The sequence below is a fragment of the Psychrobacter sp. Arc29 genome, from assembly GCF_041431175.1.
Lineage (GTDB): Bacteria > Pseudomonadota > Gammaproteobacteria > Pseudomonadales > Moraxellaceae > Psychrobacter.
Genome location: NZ_JASMRR010000008.1, coordinates 32,029 through 53,373, shown reverse-complemented (window position 1 = coordinate 53,373; position 21,345 = coordinate 32,029). Strand labels below are relative to the sequence as shown.

Below are 21,345 nucleotides of genomic sequence, written 5' to 3'. Positions count from 1 at the left end.
TGTCATAATGCCAAAGCAGTTTTATAAGTGCTCCTTTTACCTTACACCTTAGGAAGTATCATGACCAACCTGTCTACCGAAACCCTCTTTGATGAAACTGAAACGGCAAATAGCAAACAAATTGCTATTTTGAAAAAGCATTTTCCTCAATGTTTTGACAAGGATGGTCACTTTCAGCCTGAAAAGATGATGGAGGTCGTAAAAGCCAACGAAGTAGATATGGTCAAGGAATCATATAGCTTAAATTGGCTTGGTAAAGCCTATGCTAGGCTGTTAACCAACTTACCGCCACAAAAGCTACTAAAGCCTGATACAGCCCATAACGAGAGCTCAGAGAACAGTGATAGCGGTAATGTACTGATTAAAGGCGATAATCTTGAAGTATTGAAGCATTTGGTCAATGGCTACCGTGAAAAAATTAAAATGATATATATTGATCCTCCTTACAATACGGGATCAGATGGGTTTGTGTACCAAGATAGCTTTAAATTTTCAGTGGATGATTTAAGTCGCTTAGCTGGTATTGATAAGGCTGAGGCGGAGCGTATTTTAAGCTTTAATGCTAAGGGTTCGAATAGTCACAGTGCTTGGTTAACCTTTATGTATCCTAGGTTGTATATTGCTAGAGAACTTCTTCAAGAAGATGGTGTGATTGCTATATCAATAGATGAAAACGAGTTTTTCACTCTTAGAACAGTGATGAATGAAATTTTTGGTGAGAGCAATTATTGCGGAGAGATCGTCTGGAAGAACACATCAAAGAATGATCAAAAATATATATCTTTCCAGCACGAGTACATTCTTATTTTTACAAAAAGTAAAGGCACAAATGAAGGAGACTGGACTGAAAAAAAAGGTGGTTTAGATGAAATTTATAAAGCCTTTGATAAATTCCATAAACAATATGGCGATAATTGGAACCAGATTCATAAAGAAGCGTTAGCTTGGTATAAAGGATTTCCACAGTCCAGCCCAGTTTTTTCGAGTAAACACTATAACTGGATGGACAATAGAGGAGTTTACTTTGCCTCTGATATATCTGGTCCTAATGATGGTCAATACGTATATGATGTAATGCACCCTACTACTCAACAACCTTGCAAGCAGCCATCAAGAGGTTGGTTTTGTCCTGAATCAAAAATGCTAGAGCTTATAGAGCAAGACAGAATCCATTTTGGGGAAGATCACACGAAAGTACCGAACAATAAGACTTACCTGAAAGAAACAGAAAATCAAAGTTTAACTAGCTTGAGATTTACAGATAGTCGTGCTTCTTCGAAGAGGCTAAGTAGATTGATGGGCGGGAAAGTATTTACTAACCCTAAAGATGAGCTACTTCTAGCTGAATTAATGAAAGCTTTTGGAGTTACGAATGAAGATATAGTTTTAGATTTCTTTGCTGGTTCAGGGACAACTGCTCACTCAATTTGGCACTTGAATGCGAAAGAGTCATCTAACTTAAAGTTTATTCTTGTTCAAATAGATGAAAAATCAAAGCAAAAATCAGAAGCATACAAAGCTGGATATCTAAGTATCTTTGATATAACTAAAGAACGGTTAAGTAGAACTGCTAAGATCTTTAAAGAAGAAATATCTAACAATTTTTTGGATTTAGGCTTCAAAATATTTGAAACCACTAATGATTTCCGTCCCAAGATAGATGATGACTTTGAAGTTAGTAATGAGAGCCTATTTGACGACATGGTGCTCAGTGATGAACAGTACCAAGCACTGCTGACGACATGGATGTTATATGACAATAACCATCTAACACAGCAAATTGAAGATATAGACTTGCAGGGCTATAACGCTGAGCTGGTGAATAAGAACCTATATCTAATCGCCTCTGACTTTGGCACTCAAAACTTGAAGTGCTTGTTAGACAAGTTAGATGAAGATAAAGATTTTGCGCCAGATAGAATCATAGTTAACGGCTACAACTTCGATACCGCCATGCAAATGGAGTTAAACGAAGCCATCAGAAGCTATCAAAACAAAAAGAAAATCACTATCAATATTATTGTTAGATACTAAATTTTTGATAGCTATTTTCTTTTTCAACTTCATAGACGAGAGTGACCATGGCAGGCTTTAACTTTGAACCAAATCTACCTCACCAAGAAAAGGCGATTACTGCGTTAATAAAGTCATTTTTGAACGTAGAATTTCATCCTTCCAGTGACTATATCATCAGCCAGTATATCAATCCTAAGATTAGCTTTAACGCTAGCGTACTAGCTAGTGATATCAAGCAAACTCAACAAGAGAACGGTATATTTGGCACAGACAAGCACAGTGATGACCTTGTGTTTGATATCTCAATGGAGACAGGGACAGGTAAGACTTATACCTATACCAAAACCATGTATGAGCTTAACAAAATCTATGAGCTGTTTAAGTTTATCGTCGTCGTGCCTACTCTTTCTATTAAAGCTGGTACGGTAAACTTCCTAAAGAGTGATGCTTTGCGTGAGCACTTTCGTCATGATTTTCAAGGTGAATATCATGATAAGCAAATTGTCACTTACGTGGTTGAAAGCAAAAAAAGTAAGAAAGGCAAAAGATCCTATATGCCAGAGTCTGTGACTCAGTTTGTGAATGCCAGTCACGGTGATAAGAGCAAAATTCACGTTTTGGTGATTAATCAAGGCATGATTAATTCGCCTACTATTCAAGAAGAAAGGTTTGATCGAGCACTGCTTGGAGAGAAGTATGATAGAGCAATCGATGCTTTAGCAGGTATTAACCCTGTCGTTATCATAGACGAACCACATAAATTTCCACAGACGGGTAAAACGTGGAAAAGCATATCAAACTTAGAAGCACAGTTCACGCTACGCTATGGTGCAACTTTCAATAATGAATATAAAAACCTCATTTACCATCTAACTGCTGTTGATGCCTTTAACCAAGACCTAGTCAAAGGAGTTACCGCCTATGTTGAAACCTTATCAGGTAATGACAACGCTAAACTCACTTTAAAGTCATTAGATGGTAAAGAAGCTGAGTTTGAGCTTAGCGAGAATGGTACCAAGACTCGCCATATACTTGGCAATAATGACTCACTTTCAAGTATCCATTCAGCGATACATAGTTTAAATATCGAAAAACTAAACAAAACTACTTTGGTTCTTAGTAACGGTATTGAGCTTAAAAAGGACGAGAGTATTAATCCTTACTCTTATCATGAGTCGCTTCAAGACAGTATGATTCAAAAGGCTATCAAAGAGCACTTTAAACTGGAGCGGGAGCTGCTTACTCGTAGTCCTCGTATTAAACCATTAACTTTGTTCTTTATTGATGATATTGAGGGTTATAGAGACGGTAATGAGCTCGCTGGCAGTTTAAAAACACAATTTGAGACTTGGGTACTGGCAATAGCTAAGTCCTCTCTTACCAAAGAAACAGATCCATTTTATAAACAGTATTTACAGCGTACTATTGAAGACATCAGTCTAACCCATGGAGGCTATTTTTCAAAAGATAACACGGGTAACGACGAGAAAATTGAAGCTGAGATTAACGAAATTTTGCATGACAAAGAAAGTTTATTGTCACTGGATAATCCAAGACGCTTTATTTTCTCTAAATGGACACTACGCGAAGGGTGGGATAATCCAAACGTCTTTCAAATTTGTAAGCTCCGTTCAAGTGGTAGTACGACCTCTAAATTACAGGAAGTTGGTCGAGGGCTACGTCTCCCTGTCAATGAACACATGGCGAGAGAGAAGACTGATGATTTTCGCTTAAACTATTATGTCGACTTTACGGAAAAGGATTTTGTAGAGGAGCTGACCCGAGAGATTAATCAGACCTCTGCTTCAGAAGTAGTGCCAGAGGAGCTAAGCAATGAGTTAGTTGAGCAAATCAAAAATCATTATGAAGTGAGTAAAAGAGAGCTCAGTAATCAACTTTATGACCAAAATTTAATTGATGATGATGAGAAATTCTTGGAGGGTGGTTATCAAGCCCTTAAAGACCTCTATCCTGATGCCTTTGGTAAAGCACTTAAAAAAGGCAAAATTGAGAATAAGTCTAAAGAGGACACTAAATCTAAAACCAAAGTTAGACTCGGTAAGTATGAAGAACTTAAGGAGCTATGGGAGCTGATTAACCAGCGCGCTATTTTAGAATATCAGTTTGAAGATGAGGGTAATTTTTATGAAAAGCTACTTATGGACTATCTCAAGCAAGAAATTACCGCTAATAACTTCAGTAAGACTGGACTCGTAACAAAGGTATCGAAGCTTCATATCTACAATAACCAAGCTGGTTATCAGAGTATATATGACGATGAGGAAGACTTCGCAAAAATCAGCACAATGAGTTACGGCAGTTTCTTACGTCAGTTATCTGAAAAGACGTATATAAAACTGCCCACCTTACATAAAGCGTTCGTTACTCTCAGACATCTAAAAGACAAAGGTGAACAGGGTCTAGATATTAATGACTACTTGAACATCCAAACTATCCGTAAGTTTACTGACGGGATAAAACTCTATTTGTTCCAAAATGCTATGCAGAAGTTTGAAATAGGCTATAACATCATATCTAATCAAGTTCATCCTACCAGCTATACAGATTCAACTGGCTCACCTTTACTCGAGTTAAAATCAGGTCAGCTAGGTATTCATTATGATAATGGTAAGCCCGATGATGCTTATCTTTTCGAAGATGTCTTCTATGATTCGCCTTTAGAAAAGCAGAATATAAAAGAGGAAATAAAGCATGTGACGGTATTTAGTAAGATTCCCCGAAATTCAATCAGAATACCAATAGCTGGGGGCGGCACTTACTCACCTGACTTTGCTTATGTTGTTGAGACTGATAAAGGTCAAACGCTAAATTTAATTATTGAGACTAAAGATACCAGCTCATCTGATAATCTGAGAGCAGAGGAAAGCCGTAAGATAAAGCATGCTGAGAAGTTGTTTAATCAGATGGAAGCAGACGGGCTTAGTGTGAGTTTTAGTACCCAGTTTCAAGATGACCTGGTAAAAGATATTGTTAATAAGGCGTTAGAGAATGATAGGTCTTCATAGCATAACAATAGCATTTAAGGATATTGTAGCTTGAATCGCTCTTTATGGATAATGGCATTAGATATTATGTGATTTCATATCTTCAGTGTTACCAATTTAAGCAAAAAGGATTTTTATGTCTAATTACCCAAATATAATTAAAGTAAGAGATGATCATGAACCTACGTTTTTTGGAGTAACTAGTATTACGGAAGATGATCCCGATATTAAAAATAATAAAGAAATGAAGTTCACGTCTGACCCAAATTCAAACCCTGCTTGGTTAAACGGCTCTGAAAGCTTTAGTCATCGAGACCTAAGATCTCGTATAGAACCTTGGCTTACTGCTTTATTTCAATCTGAACATCTTTCATTGCTTGCAGGTGCAGGTATTACTCATGCTATTCACTATATTGCAGCTGATGAACCTGCGGCAGGAATGGTTAAATTAGATTTAAATACGCATGGTAAAGAAATTGATGAAACGGCTAGTGAGTCATCTAAAGCTGCTGGGCGTAGAGAAGGTAATATTGAAGACCAGTTACGTGTGGCTAATGAGTTACTTAGAGGTTTAGAAATACTTAACAAACCCGAAGCTTCATTGTTAAGAAGTGAGCTTGAGTCTGGGTTAAAAGAATTTGCTGAAGCAATATTAACCAGCGAACGAAATATAGCCAAGTCTAGTGAAAAAAATCGGGAATTAGCATTTAATACTCTTGTCACTTTCTTAATGAGTTTTGCGAGTAGAACTGGGGTTCGCGACCGTTTAAATATATTTACCACTAATTATGACCGATTGATTGAGACTGGAGCAGAAATTGCTGGTATTCATTTAATCGATCGTTTTATTGGCAATATATCTCCTATATTTAGATCATCTAGATTAGATATAGATTTACATTATAATCCGCCTGGAATACGTGGTGAACCGAGATATTTAGAAGGAGTAGTGAGATTTTCAAAGCTACATGGTTCTATTGACTGGCTACAATATGGTGATGATATCAGAAGAGTGGGGCTTCCGTTTGGAGCCTCGTCTTTAACGCCGTATCTTGATGTAGCTGGGTATCCCGATACAACAGCGCATAAAATGATGGTCTTTCCTAATGCAGCAAAAGATCAGGAAACTGCAAATTATCCATATATTGAACTATTTCGTGATTTAGCATCAGCCGTTTGTCGTCCGAATAGCACATTAGTGACATATGGTTATAGCTTTGGGGACGAACATATAAATCGTGTAATGAGAGATATGTTAACTATACCATCCACTCATCTCGTTATTATTTCATTTAATGATCCTTTAGGCCGAATCATGAAGCTATATGATGAATGGGGTCGTCACTCACAAATTAGTTTGCTAATAGGTCCCGAACTAGCTGATATAACAAATTTAACTCAGTATTATCTACCAAAAGCAGCCATTGATAAAACTACTTCTCGCATGACAGAACTTCTTAAACAACGGTTGCCAAATGTAAAAGAAGAAAAGCCTTCAGACATTGAGTTAGATTCAATTGGACCAGTTATAGGGATTTCGTAATGTCAATATCTCCAGTTGCTTACGCAGAGTCATTAAGGGTTGGTACTGTTGATTTTGTATCTCCAGATCAAATCAAGGTACTTATTGATATTGACGCTCCAGATGGAACAGCTTTGAATACTGGTACGCCTCGCCCATTTCCAAGAGTTAACGGGTATCTGCTTATTCCAAGTGATTCAGGCTATCTTGTAGGTCAAGTAGAATGGATAACAATTGAACGCTCACAATACCCCAAGAGACGGGGGCTGCAGGATTTTGGTCTTATAGACTTACCTTATCCTCTAAGAAAAATGAGTTTAAACCCTTTAGGATGTTTGATTTTTGACGAAACAGATAGTTGTGGTAATGAACATTATAAATTCGTACGTGGTGTAAAAGGTTATCCAAGTGTTGGTGTGCCTGTACTGCTGCCTACCAAAAGCCAGCTCAGAGACATCATTGAATCAGGAGCAAATAGACGAGTTTTGATAGGTACAAGCCCTCTAGCTAATGATGCGAAAGTAATGATTGATCCTGATAGATTGTTTGGTAGACATTTAGCGGTGTTAGGTAATACAGGCAGTGGTAAGTCTTGTTCTGTAGCTGGTTTAATTCGCTGGTCACTTGATGCTGCTAAAAAGGCTAGGACTGACGGTGGTGAACCTAATGCAAGGTTTATTGTATTAGATCCTAATGGTGAGTATGCAAAAACCTTCGAGGACTTGACCACAGCTAAGATTTTTAAAGTTGACGCTTCTATATCAGACTCTACTGAAAGCAGCATAGAAGAAAATACGTCAGAGGCTTTAGAAGTACCATTGTGGTTCTGGAATAGTGCCGAATGGTGTGCATTTACTCAAGCGAGTGCAAAGACACAGCGTCCAACTTTAATACAATCCCTACGAAATGTCCGAGAGGGTGTTTTCCAAGAAGGTTTAACTACTAGTCAGGAAATGCGTAGACATTTAAAGATTTTGTTAAATATCACACATATAGAGATGCACTCTAGTGGACCTTATACAAAGTTTCCATATCCAAAGAATTTTCTTGAGATGATCAAGAAATGGAGGGACGGCTTAAGCCCTCTTAATGAATTTAGTGAAGAGCAAAGTGAGTCTTTAAATGAAGTAATTATTAAAATTAATAGTTTTGAGCAATCTAGAAGTGGAAATTATCCAATATGGCAGTTTACTAGACCCGAAATAATTGAGTTTTATGGGTTTCTAAAAAAAGCACATTCAAGCTTTGGAGGACAAGATACTGACGTTTTACCAATAGATGCGGATATCCCTAGAAAGTTTGAGGGTAATCAGCTTATCAAAAGTCTTGAGGCAAATGCTGAGCTTTTGAAAGTAACAGATCATGTTGAGACTCTACTAATGAGAGTACGTTCAATTCTTTCGGATACTCGAATGAAGTCTATTTCGAGCGATTCGAATATAGAACTGCATGAATGGCTAGAGAAATACATCGGAGATAACAAAGCCTCAAACGGTTCAGTGACGGTTATAGACTTATCCTTAGTGCCTGCTGATATTATTCATGTTTTAACGGCTGTTATTGCTCGGATAACGTTAGAGTCTTTACAGAGATATCGCAAACTAAATGACGGAAAAACACTACCGACAGTGTTAGTCATGGAAGAGGCGCATACATTCGTCAAACGTTACAAAGATGATAATGAGTATCATGGCTCTGCGGAAGTATGTTGCAAGGTGTTTGAAAAGATCGCTCGTGAGGGACGAAAGTTTGGGCTAGGCATGGTTTTGTCATCACAGAGACCAAGCGAACTATCCCCTACTGTATTATCTCAATGTAATAGTTTTCTCTTACACCGAATAAGTAATGAAAGAGATCAAGAATTGGTACACAAGCTTGTTCCTGATAACTTAAGAGGTTTGTTGCGAGATTTACCAGGGTTGCCTTCAAGAAATGCGTTTTTGCTAGGATGGGCTTCTGAGCTACCAGTTTTAGTTGAAATGAATCATTTACCAGAAGGTCATCGCCCAAAATCAAATGATCCAGATTATTGGGACGTATGGACAGGTAAAAATTCTAAAGGTGAAGACATACAAAGAGATGTTGATTGGAAGCAAATTACCGATGATTGGCAGCAGTTAGTAAATAATGTTGAAAATGACGATAACTAGGATGATCTCGGACTATTAAACTAGATCATTTATGTCAACTCCTAAAGCCTCACAGATCTCATAGACCTTTTTGAGCGTGATGTTCTTCTCACCACGCTCAATATTTCCCATATAGCTTCTATCGATTCCTGCTAGTTCAGCCAGTTTTTCCTGAGATATTCCTTTATTTCTTCGTACCTCACGAACACGCTTTCCAAAAGCTATCATGCGCTCATCTGTCGTCATCTCATTAACCACTGCTAAAAATAGCAATACTCACAGTGGTCAGCTATAATATCCACGGGATATAGTCGGTATTGAGAGATAAGTATGAAAACTAAATTAGAGTATCAGTCAGATATTACAGAAACTAATAAGCTTATCTGTGAGAGGTACTGGCTAAGAGAAGGCGGTAAAAGAAGTGGTTTTATATATACCTGTAGAGAGATAGGTCAAGAGTTTGGCTCTAAGCATCAAGATATACCTAATATCGTTAAGGCAAATGCTCACCTAATCGTACTAGATTGCCAGTGTGTAGACTGCGGTAAACCTAAGGTTTGCCATACTCGTTCACAGCTGGTTCACTTAAAACCTGATAGTTGGCAATGTGACGAGTGTTGGAACGTTTTTCTAGAAAGAAGAGAGCAAGAACATCTAAAGTACTGTCTTGAGCAAGAGCGTTTAAAAGAAGAGCAAAGACAAGCAACTCTCGAACATATTAATAACTATAGAGGCATTCAATTAGCTGAGGTCCCGTCAGTAACTGATCTTAATGAAGTAGATAGGCTTTTACTTGCTGCCACTATAGACAGCCTAGGAACAGAAAATCTAAAAACAACGATCTCTCTACGTAATAATCTATCATTAGCTTTGTCACCATTCTTTGGGTTGGATGAACATATACTCCATCATCTTTTCAAATTGAACCTACTCCTATTAGCTCCTGAAGAGAGCTATGACTACGTTAATGTTAATAGTAAACGAGCACTAGAAATTGATTATCATCAGGTAAATTTTGAGTTTGCTTATGGTAATGACGATCTCACTAAAGCAATGTTGGATGCTAAATCTAAGAAGAATATCAGTTCCTTAGTAGCTAATCCTCAGTTTGAAAGTTGGTGCCAGCAAATACAGCTAGGAGAATGTTTGAGCTACTTAATTACTAGGTCAAAGATAAATGACTTGGCACCGTCTATTGGTGACAAGCTCGTAAGCTTACTTAGAGTTTGTTTAGCTGAATGTTCTGTATCTGTTATGCACTATATAATCTATAAAGCGGTTGAAAGTGCTGCTGCCTTCGTGCAAAAACCGAATATTACTAGAAAGCATGCATCAAACTCTATTTCAGGTAATATCGAACGGGTTTTCAGTAAGATATCTAGTGGTAGTTGGTATCCTAACAAGTCTTATCGTGACGCTAGTCACCCCCAGTCTGCTATGGCAAAGGTATTTTTTGATTACGTGTTTGGGATAGAGGATTGCGGTTTTCATTACACTCTCGATGAGCTGTTTAACCCTTACAAACCGCAGCAGGCTATTGAACAAGTGGGTTATGCCACTCTAGGAAGCGCTCAAAGTACTAACTACTCAATCACAATCAATGATTTGAAGTAGTGTAAAACACAAAGAACCAAATCTAGTATGAGGAACTTATACTAAGGCCAAATACTAAGTGTATTTGGCTTTTTTAATAACTCTAATAATAAACTAGAAAGTAAGGCGACAACAGTTGTCGTATATTGTTGAGTTATTAATAAGAGCTGATGCCTAAAGCACTTAATAATACGATAATATTGATATGATTATGGTCACTCATAATAAAAGTGAAATGAAGTAGACTGAAATAACTCAAGAATTTAAAACTTGGTTTTATATATCATAGAAAGGATTAAAGATGCTGAAAACGGATGAAGCCTTAGGCATAGCAAACGAAGACAATACGAAACCAGTTATAAAAGATATCAATAAGCTTCTACGTGTCGCATTAATCAACAGTTACCCTAAAGGTCAAAGCCACCTCATTGAAGTTGGTGATAACACAATCATTACGGGGCGCAATAGCGCAGGCAAAACCACCCTGATGGGAGCAGTCATTCCTTTTTTTGGCACTAGATTGAGTGAGGTTTCTAAAAAGAATGAAGCGGTTAAAAGCTTTATTGACTTTTATATTCCTTATGATGACAGCTACTTGGTTTATGAATACAGAAGACAGGGCGAAAAAAAATGCGTGATCCTCAGGCGGAGCAGTGAGGGGCAACAAATTTTCAACTTTATCAATGCTGGATACAATGAAACCTGGTTTGTCACAAAAGATGCTACCAATCAGCGAAGGTTTAGGCAGTTTGAAGAAGTTAAAAGCACAATCGAATCTCAAGGTTTTAACGTCTCAAATAATATCAAGCAACTGGCTTACGAGGCCATCATATCTAATTGTCCTAATAGGCGCTTAAAAGCCTCTATTCGTTCATCCAAGGCTCTACAAACCATCAATGAGCTTCGTCCTGATTACTCACTGGCTGTCGGTAGAGGTAGTTTCTACGGGTTTTCCTTAATCGCTAGCAATATTCTAAAAAGTAAAATTGAGTTTGATCAAATATGTGAGTTTTTGGTTGAAGCAATGAAGACAGAAAATAAAGTTCAGAATAATGAGATTTCTATAGACTCACAAGGGGTTGATACCAATAAGTGGCTTTCAGATCGTAACTCATGGAATGAGGTTGAGCAACTTAGAAGTAAGTTTAACGAACTAGGCCAATATGTTGAGCAAAATGCTTCTAATCAAAATACCCTATCGATAACAGTTAAGACGCTCAGAGGCTTAGTCAAAGCCTTTGATATAAAGATTGTAGAAAATAAAACCATTGAAGATGATCTCAAATTAAAAGTTGAAGCTATAGAGCAAGCAATTACCCAGATTAAAATTGCTTGGGATAAAGAAAAAGGCCAATTGCAGAATGAAGTAGATGATCTGAGCTCTAAGATAATAAAGCTTAAAAGAGCGAAACGAGATTTTGAAGAGGGTGTACCTGGGCATCATCAACCATTGGCCATATTACAAAATATGATTAGAGAGATCCCGTCACTTGAAGAGCAAATAAAGCACGAGAATGAGCGACTCAAAACTCTACGCAAAGACGAGATGGATGCTACTAAAATCATCGAAAACATCAAAGAGCAACTTGCTAAAGACTTAAAGCAAATAGAGTCTAAAAAAAATGGTTTAGTTTCTCAACAAGCGTTAATGCTACAGCAGATTAAAACGGGTTACTACGAGTCTCTTTCAAACCTAGGTGATGATAAGGTTGCTAAGCTTAGCCTTATTAAAAAAGAGTACGAAATCAAGTCTAGTGCCATCAAGGAAAAACATACCCAGCTTATTATCGATAAGAATAACCTGGAATCAGAGTTAAAAAATATTAAATGTAGCCTCGAGCTTGCCAAGGAAATGGAGAGCTTAAAGCTCAATTTAGACAATGCTAAAACTCAACTTAATCAGGACATAAAAAATCAAAGAACAGCTGAAAAATATCTAGATGAGACCAGTAAGGAGTATGAAAAACTACAAAGAGAGCATGAACGCTTATTAAACGATATCGCTGATAAGACCTCTGATATTGATGACCTATATGCTTTGCTCAAAGATGACACATTACTCAGTTTCCTATTGAGAAATGAAGCCGATGAAGTACTTTCGCCTTTGATAAATCAGATACGAAAAAGTATCGACCCATCCCTATTCAACCGCTCTGACCTATCACCACAGTGGCTTGCACCTAAAGAATTAGACAACGAGACTCTGTATGGGCTGTATCTTGATACATCAAAAATAGACACTACTAATAATCCTAAAAAACTACTTACCCTTGAAAGTATTACTGAGCACAGACTTGTGTTAGAGGATGAGATATTAGAACGTAGAACTAATATCTCATCACTCGAAAAAACAATTCATCAAGCCAAGATTACTAAGAAAAAAGCCAATGAGGATGTCTATAAGGCAAATACCAATGTGGTTAACACTGAAAAAGATATCGAAAATAAACAAGCGACGCAAAAACAGCTAGAAATAAGAGCTGAAAACGAAATTGAAGAAGCTAAGAGTAAGATTGAGAACCAATTAAACGAAATTAATAACCAAATTAATAACCAAATATCAGCTTCCGAAACTGTTGATACCCAGATGAACATCTCTGAGCAGGAGATAGTAAGCCGTCACAAATTGGCTATTGAACAACTAGAAGAAGATAAGAAAAAAAGAGAACAGGTGGTAGAGCAACAATACGTTGAAGAAATTGAAGGCTTGAAGCTTGAAGCTGATCAGTCTCAAGAGCGTCATGATAGGGCTATTGATGAAAATGGCTACGATGATAACGTTATAGCCCAAACTATAGCCAAAGTGCAGCACCTATCCACAAAGTTAGATGTTGCTGAAAAAGCCAAAATACGCGTTAAGCACTATTACGAGTTTATTGATGAAGAATATCGAGATTTACCTATGCTGTTTGAAAAACGCAATGGTCTATCAATTGAGCTAGTAGATAAACAAGCGGCTTTTGATAAAGCTCTGATATCTAAGCAGGAAGATGTCAAATCCCTTGATGAGAGAGCCAAGGATATTAATGGTCGAATTGATAGAGCACAAATCGACCTAATAAGCATTAAAGAAAGTCTAGGCAATGCCAATAACGCTTTTGATAAAGCTTTGGTTGTGGATCATACCTTGCAGCCTAAATATACGGGACATTCTTTGCAAGACTTGCATAATGCAAGCTTAGCAGTCTTGAACGATGCCAAATCTTTGGTTCGCGACACTAAAAAGAATATGGAAAAAGGTATTTATGCACTAAAGGCCATAAGAAAGCCCTTTACCGCCAATGGGTCTATGTTTGAGAGCTTAATGTCTGACAGTATCTTACTCAGTATACCTGATCAGGAAAACTGGTACATACAAGCTAAAAAGTTTAGCGACTACCTACACAATGAGCATGAAATTAAAAAAGATACACTCATTGGCCAGTATCGAGTCACCGCTCACCAAGTTAGAGAATTTAAATCAAAGCTAGATGATGCTCATAATAGCTTGAGTAATTTTTCGAAGCGTATTAATACTAAATGCAAAGAGGTTTGTGAAAAACTAGAAGCTTTAGCCATTGAGGAGCTTCATATAGCTATAAGTTCGGGAATCAAAGAAAATAGATGGTATTCCACCTTGGCTGACTTCACTGATGCACATCAAAGATGGGCTAATGAGGACATCCATGACACAACGCGTATGCCTAATCAGGAACTGCTGTCCAAATTACAACTCGTGCAAGACTATATTGGTCAAAACCAGATGAACATCAAACTGTCAGAGCAGTTTAGTTTCAGTCTAAGAATCAAACAGGTCGGCGGTGAAATCAAGGAAACCAAAAGAGCAAAGGTATTTAAAGATATGGGGTCAAACGGCACCATGCGTATTGCTCAGCTAATCATTTATATCTCTTTGCTCTCAGTTATATCAACCACATCGAGCGATGAGGTCGAGCTGAAATTCTTTATTGATGAAATTGGCGTGTTAGATCCGCAAAATACTCGTGAGTTATTAAACTTGCTACAAAAACTTGGTATATCAGCAATGTGCGCTGCTCCTGAGAATCCAGATGACGAGGTTGTCCCATTATTCGCTAATAATATTGCCTGCCATCACAATAAAACCAGAAATATGTACTCAATCTCTCAAACGGATGATATGTATATGTTGACTCAGGATTCAGAACTTGAGGAATTTGGAGTGTTTTCCTAATGAAAGAGCATGAAATACTCAGATTGTTAATGAACAATAAATTTATATGCTCTGTGAGTTATCCAGAGGCGTATAGGCATCTAAGAGATAATAAAGTAGCCTATGATCGTATGGTGTCTCAGCTACAACCATTTGGGGTCAGTCTAGTCACCTTCAGTGATGGAGAGGTTTATGCTGGTTTAAATAATATACCTAGTGACTCTGACAGAAGAGCCGTGGTTAAACAGTTTAATGAAATTTATCATGACATAGCGCCTATAGTAGAAATGATTGCTTGCCTATCAACAGCCGATGAGGGCAATGTATTAACTGTTGGTGAAAATCTAAACCAAACAGAGCTGGTTTTAGAAGCAAATAATAACAAGCATTTTGCAAGTATGCTAAACGAGGTTTCTGAGATCACAGGCGCTTCTAAAAAGCCCAATGACGAAAAGGTAGCCGCTCTTTTAGAAAGACTCCAGAAGCACGAAATACTGAAGTTGGTTGAGCCCAATAAAAAGATTTATCGAGCAACAGGAAAAATCGGCTATATATATGATGTATTTGATTATATTGCTGACAATATATTAGATGAGCCCACTGAAGAGATTTTTGCTGAGCAGCAAGGGCTTAAGTTATGAGTAAAGTCAGCCTCAGGTTATCGGAAGAAATAATCAGAACACTTGGTAGGGCTATAACTGATAAAGCTGATTTGATTTATCAAGCCTACTCCCCTAATGGCTGCTATGAGTTGGTCAACGATAAACATAAACAGTATCAGATACTACAAGACAGTGGTGTTATCAGTATCAATCCTAATAACATTACCCTAGGCTCAAACTTTACAGCAATCTTAAAGAATCTGGATAGAAAGTCTCGTAATGCAAATATTGCTCCTGATATTGAACTGTCTAAACATCAGATCAGTAATGAGGTTGCCTTAGCACAAATACAGTCAGATTCGTTTGAAGATGAAAGTGAAGAAATGCTGCATTTGGCTAATATACGAGATATCTGCATCTCCATCGCTGAATATCTTGGGCGTGAGATGGCTGATATTGAGTATGTCATCAACTCTGATCTAAACAACACATCAAACGTTAAGGTAAAGAGACAGATTCTCGAGGGTTTAAATAAAAAGATCAAACTTCAACTCGAAAAAATAGAGATATTAAGTCGCGATGAACTCCGCAAACTACACGGCGAGTATACGCCAGCGGCAGCTATACTTAATGAGTATTTAGCAGACTCTATTTCTAGATTCAATATTGAAATGGGCGTTCACTTACAAAAAATACTGATATTAATTGATAAGTTAAAAAAAGAGCAAGATAAGAAAGGCAGGAGGCTTTGGCTATTACGCAAGGCTTTAAGAAACAATCAACTTGTTCCTGAAAAGATAGATATTGAGTATAACGATATTGTGGATAAAGGCTTAGCTTTTGGTGGTATGACTTTGGCTGGTACTTTGCACAATATTGAAACTTTAGATGACAGCGAATTTCTTTTCTCTGTGGTAAGTAAAATTAGCGCTAGAAAGCCCAAACGCAAGAGTGATAATTTATACAAGGGTGAGTATGAGGAGTTTGACCGAGAACATAAGAAACCACTACCCTCCCCTGAAAAATTGCTTGTTATGCAGTATATGGCAGATAATTGCGACATGCCTTTTACTAAGGCCTTATCTGTCAGGGAGTACTGGGATTTGGCAGGTTTGAAGCGCAAGATACGTTACAAAGCCTTTTTAGCCTTGTTCTTAAAAGTAGCAAAGAGTGATTTTATCAACGACAAGATTATCAAATCTAAAGGTCAATTTAACTATAAAGTTTATTTAAAATCACTAAACCTTTCTTATACTTGTGACACACGCTATGTCATCGATGCTAAATATATAAAGTTTAATAGAAACGAAGAATCGCCATCAAAGGACCAGATATGGAAGTAGACCTAGAAAAATCCTTGAATAAAGCGGGTAAACTTGATTACTTGAAGGAGAAGATGATACTGGGGGTGAAATTCGCTACCTATCGAAGCCCTGATAATATCCTTGTATTATTGGTATCTTTTGACCCCAGTATTGGCTACACAGAAAATGGAAAAGTGATCATTAATATGGGTGGCTGGGGCCGTATTAGAGAGATCGTAAAAGCTCAAACAGGGATAGACCTACTCAGACACAATTTAAATGAGCTAAAAAGTAAAGACCGTGTAGATAACACAGCCATCACAACTAACGATAAATTATTAAGTAAAGCACCTACCAAAGGCTTTCTTGAGTGTCGTCTACTAGGTAGTGAAGAACATATTATTAATGTATCAAACAACTACACGCATAAGCAAACTCAAGAGAATGCCTATTTAGGTGTGGAAATTAACGACCTCATTGATTGGAATATCGATAACATTATAATCATAGAGAATTTTAACGCATTTTGTAGATTTAATGAGCAGCATGCCAAGCTAGTAAAAGGGTTGACTGGCGCAGTAACTGTGCTTGCCTATCGAGGTCATAACAATAAAAATATAACTTCTATATTGAAAGCTTTAGCTCAAAAAGACTGTAAACGCTATATCTTCGCTGACTATGACTTGGCTGGTCTGAAAATAGCTGAATCGATGTCAAAAACCCTCAAAGCTCACGGATATATACTACCTAACAAACCTTGGATGCAGACTGAAAAATATATCGAGATGAGCGTTAAAGAGAATCGTAAGAAACAGTCGTCTATTCAAACAAGTTTACCCAGCTTGACACCCTACTTTGAGCATATTCGTGATAAATATTTAGCTGTACCTCAAGAGACGCTTATGGCAAGAAAAATTCCATTGAAGATTATCGACATTTAAGCTAATTCATATGAATATGTAGAAATGATTTTCTACTGAGGTCTAAGTTAGTCCTAGTATAATTCTTAATTTTTCCATTCAACTAATAATATATAAGGTAGAGATAATGCTAGAAGTTGATTTTTTTGAGCAAAGTGGTGTTTACTTCCGAATAATTGGTAACTACTTCCTACTAGGCGATGGGTCAAGTGGTCATATTAGATATCTAAAAGAATCAGTAGAAGAGCTTTGCGAAGTAGTTCATCTTAAAACTGAAATAGATTGGGTGCCTATAGATAAATACTTGGAAGATAACAAAGAAAGTTACGGAGAGTTTGAAAACTGGAACAAAATAGCATCTGAGCTACCTGAGGACGTCTGGAGTGCTGTGCATTGGGCATTAGTATTAATTGAACAGCGAAAAGGGACGGTTGAGTTGTCTAAATCCTCAAAAGCTGAAGTTCGGCGAATGGTAGCTCATGCGGGTTATCGATTAAGTTATCTCGCTAATGATAAAGATGATAGTGTGCGTAGAGAAGTTGCTGAACAAGGGTATAATTTATCAGGCTTTATAAAAGACAGCTCTTGTTATGTGAGAGAAGCTGTTGCTGAACAGGGTCATGGTCTAGATGTATTATATAAAGACAAAATAACTGCTGTTAGAGTAGCTGTAGCAAGGCAAGGTTATAGGCCAGATGTAATGATCGATGACAAGTCGCCTTATGTTAGAGCGGAAGTAGCTAAGCAGGGATATAGAATTGATAAGTTATCGAATGATAATAGTAAAATTGTTCAACGAGCGATTAAAGAATATGAGATGAATTAAGATAGAACCCATATAGACATAGGTGATATAAAACCCCAAAAAGTGCTTAAAACATTAGTTATTCAGCTAAGATAAATGATTTGAATATAGTATATATTAGTACTTTCTCAGTATGATACTTTATTACTCCAAAATGCAACTTAAAGTTCTGATTATTATCATCCAGTATGATACTTTATTATTTTTAGTGTTAATTTATAAGTAGCAAAATCAATACTTTACGAAAATATCAGTATGATACTTTATTACTCGCTGACAGTAATTTTCATTAATAAATTACCCATCAAACTATTGTTTGACGATTCATCCTTTGCTATCTTGTATCAACGAGATGGCAAAGGATTTTTTTTGAATAATGAAATAAGAAACTATCCATCATTTATATGGTTATAGTCTCTACAGTATAGGCACTGAACACATGGATATTGAAAACGACACCGCGAACCAAATAGACATCATCTATGAAGATGAACATCTGGTAGCGATTAATAAAGAAGCTGGTCTATTGGTACATCGCAGTTGGCTTGATAAAGGCGAGACGCGCTTTGCCATGCAGCTCACCCGTGATGCGATCGGTTGTCATGTGTTTCCCGTGCATCGGTTAGACAAGCCGACATCGGGTGTGTTGTTGTTTGCCAAAAGCTCAGGCGTGGCTCGCACCTTGACCGAGGCATTTACTGGACGTAAGGTTACCAAGCAGTATTTGGCCGTGGTGCGCGGCTTTATGCCAGAGCAAGGGACGGTTGATTATGCGCTTAGCTTTAAGCCCGACGCCATCGCTGATAAGTTTGCCAACTTGGACAAACCCGCTCAAGAGGCGGTGACTCACTGGCAAAGTTTGGCTCAGATTGAGCTGCCATTTGCAGTGTCAAAAAAGCACGCCACTAGCCGTTATAGCCTTGTACGTTTGACACCTGAGACGGGACGCAAGCATCAGCTGCGTCGGCACATGAGACATGTATTCCATCATATCATCGGTGATACCAGCCACGGTGATATACGGCACACGCGATTTTTTCGCACTCATTATGATTGTACGCGCATGCTCTTACATGCTCAGACGTTGGCGCTCAGCCATCCGGTCACTGGTGAGCCATTATTGCTAAAAGCAGGATTGGACGATCAATGGATGCACATCTTAGAGGAGTTTGCTTGGGTCAGTAATGCTGAAGCTTAAACTTGTCTAAAATAATCAGTAAAAAAAGCCAAAATACCGCTATTAACAGTTCGGTAACCTAGTGAGGACTTGAACACAGAACCTAAGTTATTGATATTAAATTTTTTATATATTGATGATCGCTGTCAATGTACTTGTGAGTATAATTATTGTGATTAACTCGAAGGTTTTTTGACTTGATTCATTCTTTTATTATCCTTAAAGCTACTTACTAGACAGAATGTAAAATCACTAGATAGCCTTGATAAAGAACATATAGCCCAACACCAAGAACTAAAAATAGCACAGCTATCAAGGACAATAGAACTATCTTGCTACTTTTTTTCATTTTCATCTCTCAAAACCTAGCTAAAGCCTTTTATGTCTGTTTTGACGTTCAATATCATGGCGAGGGTTTGCCGTTCTTAACGTTTAACTTTGGGTAGTGGATAGATTCGCTCAATCTTGCGCTTATCTCATAAGATCGTGTTTGATGCGCTATACAGGAATCGAACTACTAATATTAAATAATCAGTGTCCGTCTTAATAGAAAATGTTCTATCATTTACCGAAGTGTTAAAAAATACTACTACAAGAAAATAATATGAAAACAGATGATCAAGTTATTTATCAAAGACTAGGTGAATTGTTATGGTCAGTAATGCCTCCAGAAGATAGCAATATTATTTTTAGAGGTCAGGTATATCCTGATTATCAATACTCTCAGCTATTGAGTGATACAAACCAGATTCCTAGATATATAGAAATACCAACTAATCTTTTTTTCGATTTACGTGAGTTAATGGAGCATTTGAAGAAATGTTCAGTTTCTAGTAAAGATACTTGGACCCATTTTAAAGTTTTTCTAAATGAAGAGGGCAGTTTCAAAATTGAGTTTGCTTATATTCCTGAAGAGAATAGTTGGGTCGGTTTATATATGAAGTCAGTTAGCGACTTAGATCAAAGTGAGCTTGATGAATATAATGTTCCGTTGCAGGAATGGAAAAGGTGCGTGAGCGCTAACGCTAAAGAATAAAAAGGCAGCCCAAGCTCTCTATAACTACAATCTCGTTTCATAAAGTATACCCCAGTAAAACCAGTTGTTTCAGCCGTCACACTTATTAATAAACCACCCAAAATAGACCAGATCAATAAAACCACTTATACCAGACTACTAAACTAGGCGTGATTTTCAATATTAAGCAATATCATATGGTTCTTAGTCTTCATGTTTCAGACACAGTAATCCAAATTTTCAAAACAACCCTTTATACAAAAAGAAGCAGCTCACCGTCATGAGTAGCACCGCGAAGCATTTTTTTAATAATGTTGGTGATAATTGGTGCGCGACTTTTGCACCCACTTTTGCGGTAAAAAAGCTCATGGCACCGATACCCACAAAAGCATAAATATGTACAAAGCCAATCGCGTTGGGAATATTGACGTGCTCCTGCATCCCAAACACCATAAAGCCAAGCGCGCCAGCAATCGCAATCGGCAGACCGCAAGCCGCGGACGTGCCCACGGCCTTTTGCATCACTACATTGTAGCGGGTGAGATATGGCACCGTTAAACTGCCGCCACCAATACCAAAAATCGCTGAAGCAACACCAATACCCGCGCCTGCTGCCAGTTGCTTAGACCTTGACGGTAGTACACCATTAGTAGTACTCATATGAGTAGTGCCGCTACCAGCCTCTTTGCCTACTACCCGTTTTTTGCCACCCGTAAACATGTTAAAAGCGACCCACAGCAAAAAGGTACCCACGATGATTTGTAGATGACCGCCTGAGATCGCGCCTGCAATTCCTGCCCCAAAAAAACAGCCGATCGCCATACCTGGTATGAGATTTTTAAAAACAGGCCACATGACCGCGCCTTTTTTATTGTGCGCCATGAGCGAGCTGATGGAGGTGACGATGATGGTGGCAAGCGAGGTGCCTAGCGCCAGATGCATAACGTTATCGGGACTATAATCCATCTGAGTAAAAACGATAAATAATAGCGGTACGATGATAGTGCCACCGCCCACCCCAAACAGACCGGCTGCAAACCCTGCCAGCGCTCCAATGATTAAAAAAATGATAAGTTCCACAGAATC

At 37.8% G+C, this 21,345-nt stretch carries 14 protein-coding genes; 12 read left to right on the top strand and 2 right to left on the bottom strand.

All coding sequences use genetic code 11. The features are described 5' to 3' along the window. Nucleotides 1–60: 60 nt before the first annotated feature. The 4 genes from QO189_RS11230 (at nucleotide 61) to QO189_RS11215 (ending at nucleotide 8,693) form a co-directional block, all read left to right on the top strand. Nucleotides 61–2,034 carry a site-specific DNA-methyltransferase gene (locus QO189_RS11230; protein ID WP_290178487.1) on the top strand — a complete coding sequence of 658 codons (1,974 nt, stop codon included), beginning with the start codon at nucleotides 61–63 and terminating at the stop codon, nucleotides 2,032–2,034. A gap of 47 nt (nucleotides 2,035–2,081) precedes the next feature. Next, nucleotides 2,082–5,042: a type III restriction-modification system endonuclease gene (locus tag QO189_RS11225; RefSeq protein WP_290178485.1), complete on the top strand. Its 2,961-nt coding sequence runs from the start codon at nucleotides 2,082–2,084 to the stop codon at nucleotides 5,040–5,042. 115 nt (nucleotides 5,043–5,157) lie between these two features. After that, on the top strand, nucleotides 5,158–6,564 hold the full coding sequence (locus QO189_RS11220; RefSeq protein WP_290178484.1) for an SIR2 family protein: 1,407 nt from the start codon (nucleotides 5,158–5,160) through the stop codon (nucleotides 6,562–6,564). Beyond that, nucleotides 6,564–8,693, top strand: a complete 2,130-nt coding sequence (locus QO189_RS11215) for an ATP-binding protein (RefSeq protein WP_290178482.1) — start codon at nucleotides 6,564–6,566, stop codon at nucleotides 8,691–8,693. Before QO189_RS11220 ends, QO189_RS11215 begins: the two co-directional genes overlap by 1 nt. 15 nt (nucleotides 8,694–8,708) lie before the next feature. Here QO189_RS11215 and QO189_RS11210 read toward each other — a convergent pair whose 3' ends face one another. Continuing rightward, complete coding sequence (locus QO189_RS11210; protein ID WP_290178481.1) at nucleotides 8,709–8,918, bottom strand: helix-turn-helix domain-containing protein; 210 nt, start codon at nucleotides 8,916–8,918, stop codon at nucleotides 8,709–8,711. An 84-nt stretch (nucleotides 8,919–9,002) separates the two neighbouring features. Here QO189_RS11210 and QO189_RS11205 point away from each other — a divergent pair, with 84 nt between their 5' ends. From QO189_RS11205 to QO189_RS11170, 8 genes are all read left to right on the top strand, one after another. Then, nucleotides 9,003–10,286 (top strand): hypothetical protein, encoded by a 1,284-nt coding sequence (locus QO189_RS11205; protein WP_290178480.1) that lies wholly within the window; start codon nucleotides 9,003–9,005, stop codon nucleotides 10,284–10,286. Nucleotides 10,287–10,566: 280 nt separating this feature from the next. Further along, nucleotides 10,567–14,457 (top strand): ATP-binding protein, encoded by a 3,891-nt coding sequence (locus tag QO189_RS11200; RefSeq protein WP_371532787.1) that lies wholly within the window; start codon nucleotides 10,567–10,569, stop codon nucleotides 14,455–14,457. After that, the gene (locus tag QO189_RS11195; RefSeq protein ID WP_290178478.1) at nucleotides 14,457–15,077 is read left to right on the top strand and encodes a hypothetical protein; all 621 of its coding nucleotides are present in this window, start codon (nucleotides 14,457–14,459) and stop codon (nucleotides 15,075–15,077) included. Before QO189_RS11200 ends, QO189_RS11195 begins: the two co-directional genes overlap by 1 nt. Next, nucleotides 15,074–16,381 carry a hypothetical protein gene (locus QO189_RS11190; RefSeq protein ID WP_290178477.1) on the top strand — a complete coding sequence of 436 codons (1,308 nt, stop codon included), beginning with the start codon at nucleotides 15,074–15,076 and terminating at the stop codon, nucleotides 16,379–16,381. Before QO189_RS11195 ends, QO189_RS11190 begins: the two co-directional genes overlap by 4 nt. Then, nucleotides 16,372–17,283, top strand: coding sequence for a DUF2399 domain-containing protein (locus QO189_RS11185; protein ID WP_290178476.1), 912 nt, complete (start codon nucleotides 16,372–16,374; stop codon nucleotides 17,281–17,283). Before QO189_RS11190 ends, QO189_RS11185 begins: the two co-directional genes overlap by 10 nt. 106 nt (nucleotides 17,284–17,389) lie before the next feature. After that, nucleotides 17,390–18,088, top strand: coding sequence for a hypothetical protein (locus QO189_RS11180; RefSeq protein WP_201608394.1), 699 nt, complete (start codon nucleotides 17,390–17,392; stop codon nucleotides 18,086–18,088). 418 nt (nucleotides 18,089–18,506) lie between these two features. Next, nucleotides 18,507–19,265, top strand: coding sequence for a tRNA pseudouridine(65) synthase TruC (gene truC / locus QO189_RS11175; protein WP_371532786.1), 759 nt, complete (start codon nucleotides 18,507–18,509; stop codon nucleotides 19,263–19,265). A 583-nt stretch (nucleotides 19,266–19,848) separates the two neighbouring features. Next, a complete protein-coding gene (locus tag QO189_RS11170; RefSeq protein WP_371532785.1) occupies nucleotides 19,849–20,280 on the top strand; it encodes an immunity protein YezG family protein in 432 nt (143 codons plus the stop codon). Between the two features lie 219 nt (nucleotides 20,281–20,499). Here QO189_RS11170 and QO189_RS11165 read toward each other — a convergent pair whose 3' ends face one another. After that, nucleotides 20,500–21,339, bottom strand: a complete 840-nt coding sequence (locus QO189_RS11165; RefSeq protein ID WP_371532784.1) for a sulfite exporter TauE/SafE family protein — start codon at nucleotides 21,337–21,339, stop codon at nucleotides 20,500–20,502. Between the last annotated feature and the right edge of the window lie 6 nt (nucleotides 21,340–21,345).